Below are 18360 nucleotides of genomic sequence, written 5' to 3'. Positions count from 1 at the left end.
TCGTGAATCCGCAGAACTAGGTAATTTCCTAGGTGTCCATCTTGAAAGCTCCATGCAACGCTCGGCGTTGGAGCCTCATCGTGTCCCGCTCGGGGACGATTTCCAAAGAATCTCGAGATGCATTTCCGGTCCAGATCCCTGCTTCAGGTCGCCCTCGCCGCCCCGATCCTCGCGGGCCTCCCTTCGTGCGACACGAAACCCGCCGCGCCCACCGATCCGGCCCCCGTCGAGGAGGCCGCGGCACCGGCACCTGCCGCCTTGCCCGAGACCATCTCCTTCAACGAGCACGTCCAGCCGATCCTCTCCGAGTACTGCTACCACTGCCACGGCCCGGACTCCGGCACCCGCGAACCGAAGGCCGCGCCGCTCCGGCTCGATATCGAGGAAGAAGCGTTCGCGGCCCGCGAGGACGGCAAGCCGGTGATCGTGAAAGGCAAGCCGGACGAATCCCTCCTCGTCCAGCTGATCCACGAAAAGGATCCGGACAAGATCATGCCGCCCCCGGCCTCCCACAAAACCCTCGATTCGCGGCAAATCGCGATCCTCGAGAAGTGGATCGAGGACGGCGCCGGCTACGAAGAGCACTGGTCCTTCATCCCGGTCAAACGGCCCGAGCCGCCGGCCGCCGGGGAAAAATGGGCGAGCAACCCGATCGACCGCTTCGTCGCCGCCCGGCTCGACGCCGCCGGGCTTGCCCCGAACCCGCAGGAAGATCCTCACCGGTTCTACCGCCGCCTGCACCTCGACCTCACCGGCCTGCCCCCGTCACCGGAGGAAACCGAAAGCTTCACCTGGGATCGCCTCGACGCCGAGGTCGACCGCCTGCTCGCCACCACCGCCAGCGCCGAGCACTTCACCCGCCACTGGCTGGACGCGGCGCGCTATGCCGATACCCACGGCATTCACATCGACAACTACCGTGCGATCTGGCCCTACCGCGACTGGGTCGTGAGGGCCTTCGAGGCCAACATGCCGTGGGACGAATTCACCACCGAACAAATCGCCGGCGACCTCTTGCCGGAGCCGAGCCTCGACCAGCTGGTCGCAACCGGCTTCAACCGTTGCCTCGCCACCACCGGTGAAGGCGGCGCCATCGCCGAGGAATACAATGCCATCTACGCCAAGGACCGCGTCGACACCATGTCCGCGGTCTGGCTCGGCCTGACCACCGGCTGTGCTTCCTGCCACGACCACAAGTTCGACCCGATCTCGACCAAGGAGTTCTACTCCCTCACCGCCTTCTTCCGGAACACCCCGATGTCCGCGCTCGACGGCAACAACGCCGAGCACCCGCCGAACATCTTCGTCCCGCTCCCCGGCGACCGCGAGCGCTGGACCTCGGTGGCCGGCGACATCGCTGCCGTCGAAAAACAAATCTCCGACCGGGCGGCATCGGCCCGCCCCGAATTCGAGTCCTGGCTCGCCAACGCCACCATCGCGCCACCGCAGGAAATCGATTCCACCCTCGCGATCCACCTTCCGCTCACCGAGTCGGAAGGCCCGCTTCGCGGCTTGGTCGACGGCGACCCGCGCGAGTGGCAGGCAGGCCTGTCGCGGATCGAGGCGCCTCTCGGCTCCGCCCCGGTGGTCAGTGAATCGCCGGTCGAGCTGGGCGACATCGGCAGCTTCTCCCGCGGCGATCAGGTCACCTACGGCGGCTTTATCCGCATCGAAGGCACCCCGACCGGGGCGGTCGTCGCCCGCATGAATCCCGACGAATCGTTCCGCGGTTGGGACCTCTACCTGCAGGGCGGGCGGCCGGCCGCCCACGTCATCGACTCGTGGGACAAGGCCGCCAACAAGATCGTGGCACCCGCCCCGCTCAGCCCCGGCGAATGGCACCACGTCATGATCACCTTCGACGGCACTACCGCCGGCCACCAGGCCAGCGCGATCTACGTCGATGGCCAGCAGGTCGGCGGCAAGCTGTATCCGAACACCGTCGGCGGCGCGATCGAAACCCCGGTGCCCCTGCGACTCGGCTCGCGCCACAACAACGACTCGAAACTCAACGGCAAGGTCGCCCTCCAGGACTTCCGCTTCTACCGCCGCCTGCTCCCGCCGGACGAGATCGCGACGCTCGCCCAGAACTCGCTGCTGCAACACATCGCCGCCCTGCCGCCCGGTGAACGCTCGGACAAGCAGGTCGAGTCGCTCTTCAAATACTACCTCGCCAACGTCGACCAGCCGTCGCGCGAGCTCCGGGCCCGCATGGACAAGCTGAAGTCCGAGCAGGGCGACCTGCGCAAGCGCGGCTCCGTGTCACTGGTGATGAAGGAGAATCCCGCCGAACCCTTCGCCCACGTGCTCACCCGCGGGGTTTATTCCGACAAGGCCGAGAAGGTCCCCGCAGCGACCCCCGCCGTGCTGCCCCCGATGGCCGCGGACGCGCCCAAGAACCGCCTGGGCCTCGCCCGCTGGCTGAACGATCCCGCGAACCCGCTGCCCGCCCGGGTGACGATGAACCGCACTTGGTACTACTTCTTTGGTACTGGCATCGTCGAAACCAACGACGACTTCGGCATCATGGGCGCCCGTCCCAGCCATCCCAAGCTGCTCGACTGGCTGGCCGCCGAGTTCATCGAATCGAAGTGGAACTACCGCCACATGCTGAAACTCATCGTCACCTCGTCGGCCTACCGCCAGTCGGGTGAAGTCAGCCCCGTGAAACTCGAGACCGACCCGCACAACCGCCTCATCTCGCGCGGCCCGCGCTACCGGCTCGATGCCGAGGAACTGCGCGACCTGGCGCTGTCCGCGTCCGGGCTGCTTTCGGACAAGGTCGGCGGCCCGCCGGTGAAGCCCTACCAGCCGGAGGGCATCTGGGAAGCGGTCGCCATGCCGCAGTCGAACACCCGCAACTACCGCCAGGACAAGGGCGAGGCGCTCTACCGCCGCTCGCTCTACACCTTCTGGAAGCGCACCGCGCCGCACCCCGCGATGGAAATCCTCAATGCGCCCAGCCGCGAGGTCAGCTGCGTCCGCCGCGACCTGACCAACACCCCGCTGCAAGCCTTCGTCACCCTCAACGACCCGCAGTTCGTGGAGGCCTCGCGGACGCTCGCCGGGCACGCCATCGGGTCCGCCGCCAGCACCGGCGAAAGGATCGATTTCATCTCCTCGCGCCTGCTCTCGCGGCTCCTGGAAAAGGACGAACGCGAACTGGTGGAGCACACCCTCGCCGCCTCTCTCGCCGCCTATCAGGCCGACCCGGAAGCGGCCCGTTCGCTGGTTGCCACCGGCGAAACCAAGCCCGATCCCGCCCTCGATCCCGCCGAACTCGCCGCCTGGACCCTGGTGGCCAGCCAACTCCTCAACCTCGACGAGACCTTGAACAAGTGAAGGTCGACACCGCGCCCATGAACTCCATCTCCGACTTCAATTCCGCCGTCACCCGACGGCAGTTCTTCCGCAAGAACGGCACCGGTCTCGGCGTCGCCGCGCTGTCGTCCCTGCTCGGCAGCGGCCGCGCATTCCCCGAGGCAATGGAAGAAGCCCTCCCGCACATCGCGCCGAAGGCCAAGCGCGCGATCTACGTCTCGTTGATCGGTGCGCCCTCCCAGCTCGACCTCTTCGACTACAAGCCCGACCTCAAGAGCCGCTTCAAGGAGGACCTCAAGGACTGGCTGGCCAAGGAAGGCCAGCGCCTCACCGGCATGACCTCGGGCCAGGCCGCCTTCCCGCTGGCGCCGACGATTTTCAAGTTCGACCAGCACGGCCAGTCCGGCGCGTGGATCAGCGAGCTCCTGCCGTGGACCGCGAAAATGGCCGACGACCTTTGCATCATCAAGTCGATGCACACCGAGGCGATCAACCACGAGCCCGCCAACCAGCTGGTCTACACCGGCTCAATGCAATCCGGAAAGGCCTCGATCGGCTCCTGGCTTTCGTACGGCCTCGGCAGCATGAACGAGGACCTGCCGACCTTCGTCGTCCTCCACGCCACGCACTCATCGCCGTATGCCAACGTCCAGGCGATCTCCTCGCGCCTCTGGAGCGCCGGCTACCTCCCCGGCAAGCACGCCGGCGTGGCGCTGCGCTCGAAGGGCGACCCCGTGCTCTATCTCAAGGATACCCCCGGCATCTCACGCGAGCTGCGGCGGACCATGCTCGACGGGCTGAACGCGATGAACCAGCGGTCGTATGAAGCCGTCGGCGACCCCGAGATCCAGACCCGCATCCAGCAGTACGAGATGGCCTTCCGGATGCAGGCGTCGGTGCCGGAACTCGCCGACCTGTCCGGCGAACCCGAGCACATCCACCAGCTCTACGGCGAGGACAGCAAGGTCGGTGGCACGTTCGCCAGCTCGGCCCTGATGGCCCGCCGCCTGTTGGAGCGCGGCACCCGCTTCGTGCAAATTTTCCACCGCGGCTGGGACCAGCACGGCGACCTGCCGCGCGACCTGCGCTCGCAGTGCAAGGACGTCGACCAGGGCATCTACGGCCTGATCCAGGACCTCAAGCAACGCGGCATGCTGGAAGACACGCTGGTCGTTTTCGGCGGCGAGTTCGGGCGCACCGTCTACTGCCAGGGAGGTCTGAGCGAGACCAACTACGGCCGCGACCACCATCCGCGCTGCTTTTCGCTGTGGATGGCGGGCGGCGGCGTGAAGGGCGGCCAGGTCTACGGTGAGACCGACGAAATGAGCTACAACATCACCGCGAACCCGGTCCACATCCGCGACCTCCACGCGACCATCCTCCATCAACTCGGGCTCGACCACGCGAAGCTCAGCTTCAAGTCGCAGGGCCTCGACCAGCGGCTGACCGGCGTCGAACCGGCCAAGGTCGTGACCGACATCCTCGCCTGACCGGGTTCAGCGACCCATCATCCGGTTGGTGTCTTCCACCGTCATCCCCTGCGATTTCCACGGGATGATGTCAGGTTCGGTGAAGACCCGCCGACGCACGTCGGTCTCGGCATCGGACGGCTTGGCAATTCCGTCACGGCCCTGTTCCCGGGCGGAACCGGTGTCGTAGCTGGCGGTCTGGTAATCCTTCCCGGCACCCCTTGCCGCGACCCCGCCTTCTCCGGCCTTGCGTTTGCTGAAGCGGGAGTCCTTGCGCAGGGAGCTGGCGTCGGTGTTGCCACCGTAAACCTTGGTAACGTAGTCCTTGTCGCCCCAGGCGGACGCCTTCTTGTAGTCGCCGCCCTTGTAATCCTTGCCCTGCCAATTACCCTTGAATTCGGGGTTCTCGCGATCGAATCCGGCGAATTGCTTGCCTTCGCCGAGCGGCTTGCCGTCCTTGCCCTTGGTATACTGGCTGTAGGATCCGAACTTCTCCTCGATCTTGCGCTGGTCGTGGTCGCCGGTCAGCGGATCGCCGGATTTGATCCGGTTCAGGGCCACCGGATCAGGACTGCCGGTGACGACATCGGCCTCGCCGCCGGTCCCCGAGCATGCCGCCAGGCACAGGGCCGGGAGCAGTGGAAAAAAGCGTGAAACGGGTGGCATCGGGCGCGCACGCTGGCAAATCCGCGCCCCGATCGCAACCTGGAAGTCAACGCCGCCAGCGGCGCTCGATCCGGTCGAAGGTCTTGCCGTCCGCGGTTTTGGCCGCCGCCGACCAGCCGCGCTCGCCGGTTTCCACCACGTACAGGTGGTTCACGCCCGCTGCTTTGGCGATCCACGGCCGCTTCTTCAGCTCGGCGGGATCCACCGCCCTCACCCCAACGCCCCAGGCGCCCGCGCCCAGGTAGGGAATGCCCCGTTCGCGGTCGATTTTTCCGGCCGTCAGCGGATGGCTGCGGGAGAACGCATGGTGGTCGTTCTCGAAGACCGCATCGACCCTGAATTTCTCGAACAGCGGACACCAGGCCCGCTGGATGTCGATCGAGTCCTCCTTGACCCCGGGCCCCCACGCGGGGCGGTGGTAGCAAACGAACAGCCGCTTCACCGCACGCCGCTGCCGCAGCGCCGACTCCAGCCAGCCGGTCTGGCTGTCGATCGTCGCCGAGTGGCCCGAGTCGAGCAGCACGAAGGAAAGGTCCTTGCCGAGGTCAAAAGTGTCGTACGCCAGCCCCTCGCTGCGGATGTGGAAGAGGCTGAAGTACTCCGTCGCCGCCCTCGGCCCCGGCGCGTCGAGCGGCCGGTAGCCGGCGCCGGTCGTCTCGTGGTTGCCGATGACCAGCACCATCGGCAGCAGGGCACCGCCGGGCCTGCGGGCATTCTCGACCCAGGAGTCGATCCACTCGAACCAGCGCGGCGGGTTGGCATTATTGGTGTAGGCCAGATCCCCGCCGAGCAAAGCGAACAAGGGATCCTCGAGACCGGCCCGCCGGTTCATCGCGTCGAGCGCCGGCCGCGTGTGGAACATGTCGCCCCCGGTCACGAACCTCACCGCCGTGGCGTCCGCGGGCGCGGTTTTGAACACGAAAGCATCGGAAAAACCGCCATCGCCCCCCGCGAGGCGGAACTCGATCTCGCGGCCGGCGGGCAGTCCTGACAAGGCCGCGGAGCGCACCCGGTGCCGGGTACCCGCAAACGGAACCGACGCCACGTTGGCCCGCCGCCAAGCCGCCGCGCCGCGCTCGCGGAATTCCATCTGCACCGGCGACGGCTCCTTCCCCGCCACCGCCGCGACCTCTCCGCCCTCGGTCTTCCAATCGCCCTCGGGCGTCTTCAGGGCGAGATACTGCCAGTGCTCGCCTTCCGCGACCACCGGCACCGATTTTCCCGACCACTTTGCCACCACGGCGACATCGAGGGTGAAATCGCTGCTCGTCGGACGGTCGTTGAATCCCTGCAGGGCTAGCACCGCCCCGTCCTCGCCGAGCAATTCGCCGGCGCGGCCCAGGAGGAATTCCTCCCATCGTCCCGCTTCGTGGGTCGCCGGCACCCGATGCCTGCCGTCGCGGGTCTCAACGTTCCCGCGGGCAAGCTCCTTGCCAGCCAGCCAGGCGATGAACCCGTCGTCGTAGTTCACCCGCAGATACAGCCGGGCGTCGGCCGGGACCGAGGAAGGCCGATGAACCTTCCGCCGGATCACCAACCCGGCATCCTTCCCCTCCAGGCCGGGGATCAAGGTGCGGTCGTCCCCGTCACCATACCCGAATCCCGACGGTCCCTCCGCCCACCGGCCTTCCACCGCCTTCGCTTCCGCCCGCTCGATCCAGCGGATGCTGGCCGTGGTCGACGCGTCGCCGGTCCATTGCACCAGCGGCCCGTGATCAAAGCCCACCGCACCGGCCATGCCCGGCAGCCACCAGATCCACTTCGTCCAAGCCCGTTTCATCGCCCTGATACCCGCCGGCCGGCCCGGATGCTTTCAAGCTATCCCTGCCTTCCCGCCGGCAGCTTCTCGTATCCGGCGAGCAGGTCGTGGAACTTCTCGCCCTGGACGATGACGTGGTCGCGCAGCGCATCCGCCGCTGCGGTCGGATTGCCCTCGGCAAGCGCCGTCAGGATCCGCCGGTGCTCCTCCATCGACTGCCGCATCCGCCCCTTCGCCCGCAATTGCATCCGGCGGAACGGCCGCAAGCGGCGCTGCAGCCGCTGCGCTTCGCCGACCAGGAAACTGTTGCCCGCCGCCTTGTAGATCAGCTGATGGAAGTCTTCGTTCCGATGGTAGTAGTCGTCCGGGCTTTCCTCCGCCAGCGCCTGCTCGCAGCCGCGCGCGGCCACCGTCAGCTCGGCAAGGTCACCCGGTGACATGCGCCGGGCCGCCAGCCGGCCGCAAAGCGCCTCGAGTTCCGCCATCACCTCGAACATCTCCACCAACTCGACGATGCCCGGGTGCACCACGAAGGCCCCGCGGCGCGGGATGAGTTCGACCAAACCGGACCCGGCGAGCAACCGCAGCGCCTCCCGCAGCGGCGTCCGCGAAACGCCGAAGCGTGCCGCCAACCGCACCTCGTCGAGCCTTTCGCCATCGGTGAACCCTCCCTCGATGATCAGCTGCTCCAGGTTCTCCCGAATCTTGTCCACGCTGCGGCTTCTCATCGGAGCGATTGTATCGACTGCCCGGCCACCACTCCAGCAGTGAATTTTGGTATACAAAACATTGCGATAAGGGTTGAGATCGCCATTCTCAGGCTTTCACCGGCCCGAAAAACCCAAAACCCATGGCCATCTACGGAACCGCACTCCTTTCGATCTGCGTGATCATCGGCACGATCGCCGGCAAGCTGCTGGGACGTCTGTTAGGAATGGACGCCAACGTCGGCGGGGTGGGCATCGCCATGATCCTGCTGATCTTCACCACCCACCGCCTGCGCAAGAGTGGCCGCCTCGGGCCGCAGGACGAAACCGGGATCGCCTACTGGAACGCGATCTACATCCCCATCGTGGTGGCGATCGCGGCGACCCAGAACGTGCGGGCAGCGCTTCATGGCGGGACCGCCGCCATCCTCGCCGGAATCCTCGCCGTGGTCGTCTGTTTCGCGCTCGTTCCCGCCATCACCCGCATCGGCGGGACGGCTCCACCCCGCCGCTGACATGGCAGATTTGATCGAATCACTATTGGTCCAGTATTCCCTGGTCACGGCCTTCGCCGTAGTCGGGATCACGGTCTGGATCTCCTACGTCCTGTCGGCCCGGCTGACCCGCGGCCGCATCCACGGCTCCGCGATCGCGATCTTCCTCGGCCTGGTGTTCGCCTATCTGGCGGGCGAGTTCGCCCCGGGACCGGACGGCGGATTCCTCCACGGCGAGAAGGGCGTCGCCGACATCCCGGCCCTGGCGGGCATCGGCATGCTGGGCGGCGCCATGCTGCGCGACCTCGCGATCGTCGCCACCGCCATGGGCGTCCGCATGGAAGAACTCCGCAACACCGGTTTGTGCGGCTTGATCTCCCTCCTCGCGGGCGTCCTGGTTTCCTTTGCCATCGGCGCCGCGGTTGCCTTCGCCTTCGGCTATCGCGACGCCGTCAGCATGACCACCATCGGCGGTGGCGCCGCCACCTACATTGTCGGCCCGGTCACCGGTGCGGCACTCGGCGCCAGCTCCGAGGTCATGGCGCTCAGCGTCGCGGCCGGCCTGGTGAAGTCGATCCTGGTGATGATCGCGACTCCTTTCGTGGCGAAATCCATCGGCCTCGACAACCCGCGCAGCGCGCTCGTCTTCGGGGGCCTCCTGGGCACCACCAGCGGCGTCGCCGGCGGACTCGCGGCCACCGATCCGAAACTCGTGCCGTACGGGGCGATGACCGCGACCTTCTACACCGGGATCGGTTGCCTGCTCGGTCCCTCCGTCATCTTCTTCATCATCCGTCAGTTCGCCTGAGCTCAATTCCTGATTTGCCGACCCACGACCACCGTGCCTGACCTGCCTCTCATTGCCCGCGCCAAACTGCACCAAGACCGGACCGCCATCGGGTCGAACGGCCGGGAGTTCACCTACGCAGATCTCCTGCGCGAGTCGGAATCACTTGCCACGGCCCTGTTAGATGACGCGACGGATCTCGCTGAAGCCCGCGTGGCATTCATGGCGCCCGCCGGCTTCGACTATTTCGTCATCCAGTGGGCCATCTGGCGGGCGGGCGGCATCGCGTTGCCGCTCTCGAATTCCGCCACGACCCCGGAACTCGCCTATGCGCTCGCCGATGCGGATGCCCGGCAAGTGATCGTTCCCCGCTCCCACGCCGACAAGCTCGCGGAGCCCTGCCGTGAGGCCGTTACTCCCTTGCTCGTGCTTGATGAGATCGAACCGCAGGTGAACCGCAACCTGCCGGAAATCGATCCCGGACGGCGGGCGATGATCCTCTACACCAGCGGCACCACCAGCCGGCCGAAGGGTGTGGTGACGACCCACGCCAACATCCAGGCGCAGATCGAGACCCTGGTGGAAGCCTGGGAGTGGCACCGCGACGACCGCATCCCCCTGTTCCTCCCGATGCACCATATCCACGGGATCATCAACATCGCCTCCTGCGCCCTGTGGTCAGGAGCACGCGTCGAAACCTTCCCGCGCTTCGAGCTGTCGACGATCCTCGAACAGGTTGCCGCCCGAGCCTACTCGGTCTTCATGGCGGTTCCGACCATCTACGTGAAACTCATCGAGGCGCTGGAATCGGACGAACTTCCCGGGCAGCAGCGCCGCCGGATCCTCGACGGCTTCGCCTCGATGCGCCTGATGGTTTCCGGCTCCGCGGCACTCCCGCCGAGCATCCACCACAAGTGGTCGGAGCTTACCGGCCAGCGTCTGTTGGAGCGCTACGGGATGACCGAAACCGCGATGATGATCTCCAACCCCTACCACGGCGAACGCCGCCCGGGCGCGGTGGGACAACCGCTTCCCGGCGTGGACATCCGCCTGAAATCCGAGACCGGTGACATCGTCTTGATCCCCGGCGAGCCCGGAGAAATCCAGGTGAAGGGCCCCACCGTCTTCCGCGAATACTGGAAGCGCCCCGAGATCACCGCGGAGTCCTTCGACGAGGGCTGGTTCCGCACCGGCGACATGGCGGTTATCGAGGACGGCTACTACCGCATCATGGGCCGCCTCTCCATGGACATCATCAAGAGCGGCGGTTACAAGCTGTCCGCGCTGGAGATCGAAGCCGCGCTGCTGGAGCATCCGGCAGTCCGCGAATGCGCGGTGGTCGGAATCAGCGACGAGACCTGGGGGGAAATGGTGGCGGTTGTCGTCGTCCCGGAGTCCGGATCGGAGTCCCTCTCATTGGCCGACCTGCAGGATTGGGCGAAAGGACGGCTCTCCCCGTACAAATTGCCGCGGCGCATGGTCACGATTGACCGCCTGCCACGGAACGCCATGGGCAAGGTCACCAAACCCGCCCTCGGCGCCCTCTTCCAGACGAGCCTGCAGTCCTGATCCGCCACCCGACGCAACTTCTCAGCCCCGGCCAGAGGGGGGAGAATGCCGGCAATTTCGGAGAGCAAATTGGACACCTGTTTCCATTCTCTTTTTGTATACCTGGATTTCAAGACATCGGCGATTGTTCGTTGAAGCATCCAAATTGTTTCCATCTCCTCCACCCCCCAATGTTCTCTCCTCGCCGTAAGAGAACAGGCTATACGGACCTCTGGATTCCCCTGGAAGCGGCGCAATTCAAGGCTTGAGGCCGGAGGATCGTCGTGATGCCGGCTCCCCCAACCCGGAGGGTCGGGATCGGGCCAGGCACCGGACGGCCGAGACCATCGGACATCGCCCGTAAATGGTCGTTCCGATGGTTCGTCTCAGGACGGGACGACGCAATCCCTTGCGATTTCGTATGCAAACACTTTGACGCATTCCGGTTCATCACACCGGGCATCTCCAATCCAGATCCCACCTGGAATATCCCTATAAAACTCAATTCTAGAGCGATCCTCTCCACGAAGCCGGGTTCGATCGCACACCACCAATCCGCAGAATTTCGCCCGCTCGCCCTTTGTTGTATACAATTAGATTGACGCTTTCCCAGGTTCCACCATCGTCCGGCCAAGACCCTCGAAAACCCGATGCAGGGCGGTCAATCGCGCCAAACAGCGATCGTCCCCGACCCCGCCGCCCAAGCGGAAGACCACCCGCACCGCTGATCGGGCACAACCCAACCCGCTCGCCGCACCACGGCAGCCGACCATCCCTGAACCCAACCCGTTTCATGTTCCGAACCCAATCATCCTCCTTGTCCGGGGCCGCCCTGTTCACCGTCTTGGCGCTCCAGGTCTCCGCCCCGCTCCTCGCCGGCACCATCCGCATCGACTTCGGCCGCAACAACGGCACCGACGGCAACCCGACCACCGGCCCCGATGCTTTCGGCAACCACTGGAACAACCTGAGCGGTGACTTCGATGTCGCGGCCGGACTTGCCGCAACCAACCTGGTCACCACCGACAACAGCCCGACCACGCTCGGCGTGAAGGTTCAGGCGGGTTGGAAGGCGAACGGCATCAACACCGGCGGCCTCCTCGCCCCGGATCCCGCCCTCCTCGGTGATGCGGCGGTCGACACCGCCACCCAGGATTACTTCTTTGTCGAGGGCGCCGCGGCCAAGGCCACCATGACGATCAGCGGCCTCGATCCGGGGAAGCTCTATGACTTCCGGTTCTTCGGAACCCGCGCGACCAACGATGTCCGCGAAACGACCTTCAAGATCACCGCCGGCAGCGGCGTGAGCTCCGTCGCGCTGCAGACCTCGGGCCCCGGCACCGGCAACGACGGCATCTACAACGGCAACGACGACGCGTTCGCCGAACTGACCGGCGTGCAGTCGACCACCACCACGACCGTCCAGCTGGAAGTGTCGGTGAGCGCGGGCGGATTCGGCTACCTCGGCGTGATGGAGATCATCGAAGGCCCCGCGGCGCCGGTGATCGAGGCGCCGGTGACGACGACCGGCAAGGTGCTGATCGATTTCGGCCGCACCGACGGTGTGAACGGCAACTTGACCTCCAATCCGGACGGCAACGGCAACCACTGGAACAACTTCGTCGGCACCGCCACCCTTCCCAACGGACTCTCGGCCACCGACCTGGTCACCAGTGACAACGCCCCGTCCAGCATCCGCCTGACGATGGGCGGCGGCTGGGAGGCCAACGGCATTCTCAACGGCGGCCTGCTGGCCCCGGATCCCGCCCTGCTCGGGGACTTCGCAATCAACACCGCCACCCAGGACTACTTCTTCGTGAATGGCGCCGGCGCCACCGTGAGCATGACCATCAGCGGCCTCAACCCGGGGAAACTCTACGATTTCCGCTTCTTCGGCACCCGCGCGACCACCGACGTCCGCGAGAGCACCTACAAGATCATCGCCGCCAGCGGCACGACCTCCGTGGCACTCCAGACTTCCGGCCCCGGCATCAGTGAAAACGGTGCATACAACGGCAACGACAACACCATCGTCAGCCTGAACGACATCCAGGCGGACGCCTCCACCTCGGTGCAGCTTGACCTGACGGTGAGCGGAGGCGGTTTCGGCTACCTCGGGGCAATGGAGATCACCGAAGGAGCCTCGGTCCCGCCCATCCTCGCCCCGCCGCCCGGCTCCGTGTCGCGTTGGTATGAGCAGGATGCGCTCGACCCGGTCGCCCCCGGCTCGGTCCTGTTCGTCGGCAGCTCCAGCATCCGCCGTTGGGAAGGCCTCGCCCGGGATTTCGCCGATTACCGCATCACCCAGCGTGGCTTCGGCGGGTCGCAGCTTTCGGAGCTGAACTCGGTCGCCGACTACATCGTCCACCCCTACGCCCCGTCGGCGATCGTCGTCTGGGAAGGAACCAACGACATCAAGGCCGCCGGCAAGTCCGCCGCCCAGGTCAACGCCGACTTCCAGACCTTCGTCGGCCTGGTGCGGGCGCATCAGCCGTCGGTCCCCATCCTCTACCTCGGCATCGCCCCCACCCCCGGCTACGGCGCCGACCCGGGAGCGGACACCCGCCGCCGCGAGGCCAACACCCTGATTGCCGCCACCTGCGCCGGCGACGCCACGCTGCATTTCGTCGACCTCCCCACGTTCTTCGAAGACATCCAGGACAACCAACCGGGCGACTTCTTGTCCTACTACGTCGATGACACCCACTTCAGCCGCAAGGGCTACGCGGAGTGGACCAGGATCATCCGCCCGCAGCTTGAAAGCGTGCTGTCCCCGAACAAGGCGGTGGTCGCCAACCCCGATGCCCTGGCGACGGGCGAGAGCATCCTTTTCGACTTCGGTCCGAACGACGGCACCAACGGCGATCCGACCAACGCGGTCGATCCGCAGGGCCACACCTGGAACAACTGGCACGCGACCAACGGCGGCGGCACGGTGAATTCCGGCGAGCACCTCGCCGACCTCGCCAAAACCACCGGCGCAGGGTCCGGCATCCGCATGACCATCACCGGCGGCTTCCAGGTCAACGGCAAGCAGAACGGCGGCCTTTTCTCCCCCAACGGCCCGGACTTCACGCTGCTCGGCGACCTCGCCGTTGAGACCGCGACCGAAGACTACTTCTTCTCGACGGGCGACGACCTCTACAACCTGGGCAGCGACGATGTCCCCGGCAGCCTGATGCTGGAAGGCCTCAATCCCTCGATGGCCTACGAGATCCGGCTCTTCGGGTCGCGCAACACCACCGCAACGCGCGTCACCGACTACGCCCTATCGGGCCTCAACGCGACCACCCGGAACCTGCAGACCAGCGGAACCGACATCGGCAGCAACGGCACCTACGACGGCAACGACGACGAGGTCACCGTCCTGACCGGGATGGTCCCGGACCGCTTCGGCCAGCTGTTCCTCGACATCACCGCGATCCAGGGACAATTCGCCTACCTCAACGCGATGGAGATCACGGCGACCGCGGAGCTCGCCGCGATCGACCTCTGGCGTGCGGGGGAGTTCACGCCGGAGGAGCTGGAGAACGCCGCCCTGGAAAGCACCCTGTGGGGCAACGACGCCGACCCCGATTCCGACGGTCGCAGCAACCTGATGGAATACGCGACCGGCACCGCGGCCCGCGACCACGACGCCGGCACGGTGGCCGGAGAGCTCGAGCAAGTCGGTCCGGACCGCTTCCTGACCCTCACCTATCGCAAGAATCTGGCGGCCACCGATGTCAACTATCAGGTCGAGGCCAGCAACAACCTCGTCTTCGCCGAAGACATCGCCGACTCCCTCCTTTCGGCCGGTGCCGGCTTCGAGATCCGCAAGGCTTCCACCCCGATGGTGGGCCACCCGGAGCGCTTCCTCCGCCTCAAGGTCGAACTGGCTCCCTGAACCGGACCCGTGACGACGTTCAGCGCGGTTCCACCACCTGCGACAAGGGTGGTGGATTGACGCCGGCCGGCCGGGTTTGCGGGCCGGCCGTCAAGTAGGCGAACGGCCGGCGATCCCCGCTGCGGATCGCCTCGCTGACCTTCCGCAGGACCGCCCGGTCGTCCTCACTTTGGAGTGCGGCCAAGCCCCGCTGAAGGATCGCCTCTCCCCGGATCGGATCATCAAGCGGCCCGAGAACGATCTCGAGGAGCCGGACATGAATCTCCCGCACTTCCGGGTGACGCTCCCGCATCTCCTCGTAGGCATCCACCGCGCCTTCGAAATCGCCTTGGGCCGCCCTCGCCGCCCCGATCCCGAGCGGCGGCTGCGGGGCATCGAACCGCTCGCGCGGCAGGAATGACAGCAAGTCCGCCAGCCGGGCGCTGATCCACAAAGACGCCGGGTATCCCGTTGCAATGCCGATCGCCGCCACCCCGCCGATCATGAGCAGGATCAGGCCGACACTACCGATGAAGCCCACTTGTTCGCCCGTCATTCGGAAAGTTATCTTACACTCATTTCGAGTCCCGCCAATCAAACAGATGCCGGACCGGGGAAGCGCAGGGTTGATTCACAAGGCGTCGAGCGCTTTGGTCATCGCGAAATTCGGAGCAGGGTGACCGAGGATCACGTTCTCCCGCGTTTCGGTCACCGTGAAGCCCATCGCTTCGAAGAAGCCCTTCGCCGTGACACTGACATCCGCCACCAGGGTGCTGACACCGGTGCGGCGGGCTTCCTCTTGCACTGCCGCCATCAGGGCGGAGCCCACACCGCAACCTTGCAGCCGGGGAAGCACGTAGAAGTAATCGATGGCTCCGCTCCGGTCGATTTCCGCCATTCCGACGATCGCTTCCCCGACCACCGCGACGAAGGGGTTTTTCTCACGGATCCGCGACTGCCAGACATTCCTGTCCTTGTTCCGCGGCGCCCAGCGTTCGATCAGATCGGGGTGATAGTCGCGGCCGTTCGACTCGCGGGTGGTCGTCGCATAGACGTCCCAGATCCGGTCCTCCTCCCCTGGCCGATAACGGCGGATCACCGTGGGCAGCCCGGCACTCATCCGGGATCGCGAGAGAGTTCCTTGCCGAGTGGAGCCCCGGCCCGGAATCCGCCGTTTTCCCAGACCAGGTCGAGTTCGCGCTTGCCGAAGCGGTAGGCGAATCCCCGCCCGTCCCGGCGCTCGAAGCGCTCGTAGGCAGCCGCCTCGATCACCTCGTCGGAAGCATGCGGCCGGAAATGCATCGTCAGGTCGATCCCCGCCGGCATCACGCTGGCGGTGACGTCCTCCCACTCGCCCCTGCCGGCGGGAGCCAGCACGAAGGTCTGGTCCACCGCGGGTTCCCCGCCCGCCGCGAAGGGCTTCGCCATGTGGACGAAGACCAGCGGCGTTCGGGATTCACCACGGGAGAGGAGCTTGATCCAGAACATGGAAGTCGCCCCCGGACTGTCTGCCGGCGGCCCGTCCGAATAGTAGTGCAGCCAGCCGCCGGCATAGTCGAGGCGGCGGTCCTCGCCCGGCGAGGATGACAACTGCAGCAACAACTTCGTCCGGTTCTCCAACGGAATGTCGGCCAGGTATTTCGGCGGCAAGGTGAGGAGCGCGACATTGATGAACTTCCCGTCGGCAGCCGGCGAGGGCAGCACGGACATGAACAAGGCGAAGAGGAGGAGCAGGGTTCTCATCGAGGCAAGGATCTTGGAAAAACTACGGTGGAGAAAGTGCCGCCGCGAGCCATTTCCCGATACACTCCGGAGCGTCGGCGCCCCCCCTCATCTAACAACCCATCAGGCGCCGGGGATCCCGGTGAAACCCTCCCTGCAGGACGCGCGTATCCGGACTGCCATGTCCACTGCGTCCAGCTTCTTCCCCCTTCTCGTCATCGGCACCCTCCTGTCGATCGCACACGCCGCGGAGGAGGCGCCCCTGCCCGCAGAGGCCGACCTGCGTCCGCGGCTGACGGAGGCAGGACTGGCCCCGCGCGCGCAAGGCAAGCGCCCCACGTGTTCGGTGTTCACCTTCACCGGCGGACTGGAATTCGCCCTCGCTCAGGCCCGCAAGGATGCGGGCCACCTGAGTGTCGATTTCGTGAACTGGGCGGCCAACCAAGAACGCCAGCCCCCGCGGGACGGCGGGTTCTTTTCCGACATGTGGCGCGGCTACGCCCGTCACGGGGTATGCGCCGAAGATGAAATGCCCTATCGCGCGACCTTTGACGCCGACCGCCGACCGGACGAAAAAGCCGCCGCCTCGGCCGCCAGGAATCTCTCGCTCGGGCTGACCCGGCATTGGTTGAAGAAGTGGGATCCCCGCACCGGGCTCAGCGGCGACGAGTTCCGGTCGATCAAGCGGACCCTCGCCGCCGGCTGGCCGGTTTGCGGCGGCTTCCGCTGGCCCAAGCACGCGAAGTGGGAACTCGGGATCCTGAGGATGTGCGGCCCGGACGAGGTCTTCGACGGCCACAGCGTGTTGCTCACCGGCTTCCGCGACGACCCGTCGCAGGCGGGCGGCGGCGTCTTCCTCATCCGCGACTCCGCCAGCGGCGTCGACCGGGCGATGCCCTATGCCTTCGCCAAAGCATTCATGAACGACGCGCTGTGGATCGGCTGGCAGCCCTGAAATCGCCGGCTACTTGCGGAAGATGAAGAAGACCGCCCCAGCGAGGCAGAGCGCAGCGCCCGCGTAGTTCCAGGTGAGTTTCTCCTTCATGAAGAAGATGGCGAAGGGCACGAAGACGGAAAGCGTGATCACCTCCTGCAGGATCTTGAGCTGCGCCAGATTGAACACCTGGTAGCCGGTCCGGTTGGCCGGAACCTGGATGAGATATTCAAAGAAGGCGATGCCCCACGACACCACGACCGCCACGAGCCACGGCTTGGCCCGCAATTCGCGGAGGTGGGCATACCACGCGAAGGTCATGAAGACGTTCGACATCGCCAACAGGAGCACCGTTTTGAATCCGATCACGCCGCACAGCTAGCCCGGCCGCAGGCACTGGCAAGCCCCATCGCAACGCGCGAACACGCGGCGAACGGCCCCCGAAAGACCTTGCCGTCCCCCGGCCGCTCCAACAGGACTGGAGAATGAAATGGTTTCTTTGCGCGTGGGTGGCAGGAATCCTGGCCGCATTTGCCGGAGACGAGGTCATTCTCCACACCGGTCCGGAATTCACGACCCCCGGCTTGGAAAGCCTGAACGGCCTCGGCAAGGATCCCGACATCACCTTCGTGCGGGAGTTCGCGGTGGACCTTGGGAAGTTGGGCAAGTTCAACAAACTCGACGAAAGCGGCCGGCCCGGAACACTGTCCGCGGAAGAAGCGATCGCCGCGGCCAGGGCCGATGTCGCCGGGGAATACGGGAACAAGGTCGCGGAGGTCGTCCGCATCGAAGTCCTGAACAACGAACCTTCCGGCACGAGGCCGCCGGAGCTCCGGAAGGCCCCCGCTTTTCACCTGATCGAACTCTCGGTGGACGGAACGACCGCTCACCGGATCGTCCTGGCGGACGGCACGGTCGTGAGGTCCCGGCTGCGTAGAATAACGAAGCGATAGGCCGGGCCATCGACATCGGCCGGATCCCCGACACCCATCGATTCCTTGCATCCCGGTGAAGCGGGCGGAGTGTGACGGTTACGTTTCACGCGTCTAATTCACTAAACCCAAATCTCCCGGAACGCGTTCATAAGG

15 protein-coding genes are annotated in these 18360 nt (G+C 65.9%); 8 read left to right on the top strand and 7 right to left on the bottom strand.

What is annotated here, in order from left to right; all coding sequences use genetic code 11:
• The first annotated feature begins 117 nt into the window (after positions 1 to 117).
• Together IG178_RS02610 and IG178_RS02605 are read left to right on the top strand one after the other, a co-directional pair.
• Positions 118 to 3342, top strand: coding sequence for a DUF1553 domain-containing protein (locus IG178_RS02610; protein ID WP_193210944.1), 3225 nt, complete (start codon positions 118 to 120; stop codon positions 3340 to 3342).
• Positions 3343 to 3359: 17 nt separating this feature from the next.
• Positions 3360 to 4811, top strand: a complete 1452-nt coding sequence (locus IG178_RS02605; RefSeq protein ID WP_193210943.1) for a DUF1501 domain-containing protein — start codon at positions 3360 to 3362, stop codon at positions 4809 to 4811.
• 6 nt (positions 4812 to 4817) lie between these two features.
• Here IG178_RS02605 and IG178_RS02600 read toward each other — a convergent pair whose 3' ends face one another.
• The 3 genes from IG178_RS02600 to IG178_RS02590 are packed head-to-tail and all read right to left on the bottom strand — an operon-like array spanning position 4818 to position 7943.
• A complete protein-coding gene (locus tag IG178_RS02600; protein ID WP_193210942.1) occupies positions 4818 to 5456 on the bottom strand; it encodes a hypothetical protein in 639 nt (212 codons plus the stop codon).
• A gap of 46 nt (positions 5457 to 5502) precedes the next feature.
• Positions 5503 to 7236: a metallophosphoesterase family protein gene (locus tag IG178_RS02595; RefSeq protein WP_193210941.1), complete on the bottom strand. Its 1734-nt coding sequence runs from the start codon at positions 7234 to 7236 to the stop codon at positions 5503 to 5505.
• A 38-nt stretch (positions 7237 to 7274) separates the two neighbouring features.
• Complete coding sequence (locus tag IG178_RS02590; protein ID WP_193210940.1) at positions 7275 to 7943, bottom strand: GntR family transcriptional regulator; 669 nt, start codon at positions 7941 to 7943, stop codon at positions 7275 to 7277.
• A gap of 122 nt (positions 7944 to 8065) precedes the next feature.
• Here IG178_RS02590 and madL point away from each other — a divergent pair, with 122 nt between their 5' ends.
• The 4 genes from madL (at position 8066) to IG178_RS02570 (ending at position 14637) form a co-directional block, all read left to right on the top strand.
• The gene (gene madL / locus IG178_RS02585) at positions 8066 to 8437 is read left to right on the top strand and encodes a malonate transporter subunit MadL (protein ID WP_193210939.1); all 372 of its coding nucleotides are present in this window, start codon (positions 8066 to 8068) and stop codon (positions 8435 to 8437) included.
• Position 8438: 1 nt separating this feature from the next.
• Entirely contained in the window at positions 8439 to 9224 is a 786-nt protein-coding gene (gene madM, locus IG178_RS02580; protein ID WP_193210938.1) for a malonate transporter subunit MadM, read from the top strand.
• Positions 9225 to 9257: 33 nt separating this feature from the next.
• Positions 9258 to 10772, top strand: a complete 1515-nt coding sequence (locus IG178_RS02575) for an AMP-binding protein (RefSeq protein ID WP_193210937.1) — start codon at positions 9258 to 9260, stop codon at positions 10770 to 10772.
• A gap of 772 nt (positions 10773 to 11544) precedes the next feature.
• Positions 11545 to 14637, top strand: a complete 3093-nt coding sequence (locus IG178_RS02570; RefSeq protein WP_193210936.1) for a GDSL-type esterase/lipase family protein — start codon at positions 11545 to 11547, stop codon at positions 14635 to 14637.
• A gap of 19 nt (positions 14638 to 14656) precedes the next feature.
• Here IG178_RS02570 and IG178_RS02565 read toward each other — a convergent pair whose 3' ends face one another.
• The 3 genes from IG178_RS02565 to IG178_RS02555 all read right to left on the bottom strand — a co-directional run bounded on the left by IG178_RS02565 (position 14657) and on the right by IG178_RS02555 (position 16359).
• Positions 14657 to 15172: a tetratricopeptide repeat protein gene (locus tag IG178_RS02565; protein WP_193210935.1), complete on the bottom strand. Its 516-nt coding sequence runs from the start codon at positions 15170 to 15172 to the stop codon at positions 14657 to 14659.
• A gap of 75 nt (positions 15173 to 15247) precedes the next feature.
• Complete coding sequence (locus IG178_RS02560; RefSeq protein ID WP_193210934.1) at positions 15248 to 15715, bottom strand: GNAT family N-acetyltransferase; 468 nt, start codon at positions 15713 to 15715, stop codon at positions 15248 to 15250.
• Between the two features lie 17 nt (positions 15716 to 15732).
• Positions 15733 to 16359 carry a hypothetical protein gene (locus IG178_RS02555; protein ID WP_193210933.1) on the bottom strand — a complete coding sequence of 209 codons (627 nt, stop codon included), beginning with the start codon at positions 16357 to 16359 and terminating at the stop codon, positions 15733 to 15735.
• A gap of 160 nt (positions 16360 to 16519) precedes the next feature.
• On the opposite strand from IG178_RS02555, the gene IG178_RS02550 reads away from it, so the two are divergent.
• The gene (locus tag IG178_RS02550; RefSeq protein WP_193210932.1) at positions 16520 to 17293 is read left to right on the top strand and encodes a C1 family peptidase; all 774 of its coding nucleotides are present in this window, start codon (positions 16520 to 16522) and stop codon (positions 17291 to 17293) included.
• Between the two features lie 9 nt (positions 17294 to 17302).
• On the opposite strand, the gene IG178_RS02545 is transcribed toward IG178_RS02550, so the two are convergent.
• Complete coding sequence (locus tag IG178_RS02545) at positions 17303 to 17641, bottom strand: DMT family protein (RefSeq protein WP_343225916.1); 339 nt, start codon at positions 17639 to 17641, stop codon at positions 17303 to 17305.
• Positions 17642 to 17757: 116 nt separating this feature from the next.
• Between IG178_RS02545 and IG178_RS02540 the strand changes: the two genes are divergently transcribed.
• On the top strand, positions 17758 to 18225 hold the full coding sequence (locus tag IG178_RS02540) for a hypothetical protein (RefSeq protein ID WP_193210931.1): 468 nt from the start codon (positions 17758 to 17760) through the stop codon (positions 18223 to 18225).
• Positions 18226 to 18360: the final 135 nt, after the last annotated feature.

Origin of the sequence: Neoluteolibacter marinus (assembly GCF_014904755.1) — a bacterium.
In the GTDB taxonomy this organism is placed as follows: domain Bacteria; phylum Verrucomicrobiota; class Verrucomicrobiia; order Verrucomicrobiales; family Akkermansiaceae; genus Haloferula; species Haloferula marina.
The sequence above is the reverse complement of the archived record's forward strand: the minus strand, read 5'-3'. Positions and strand labels throughout refer to the sequence as shown.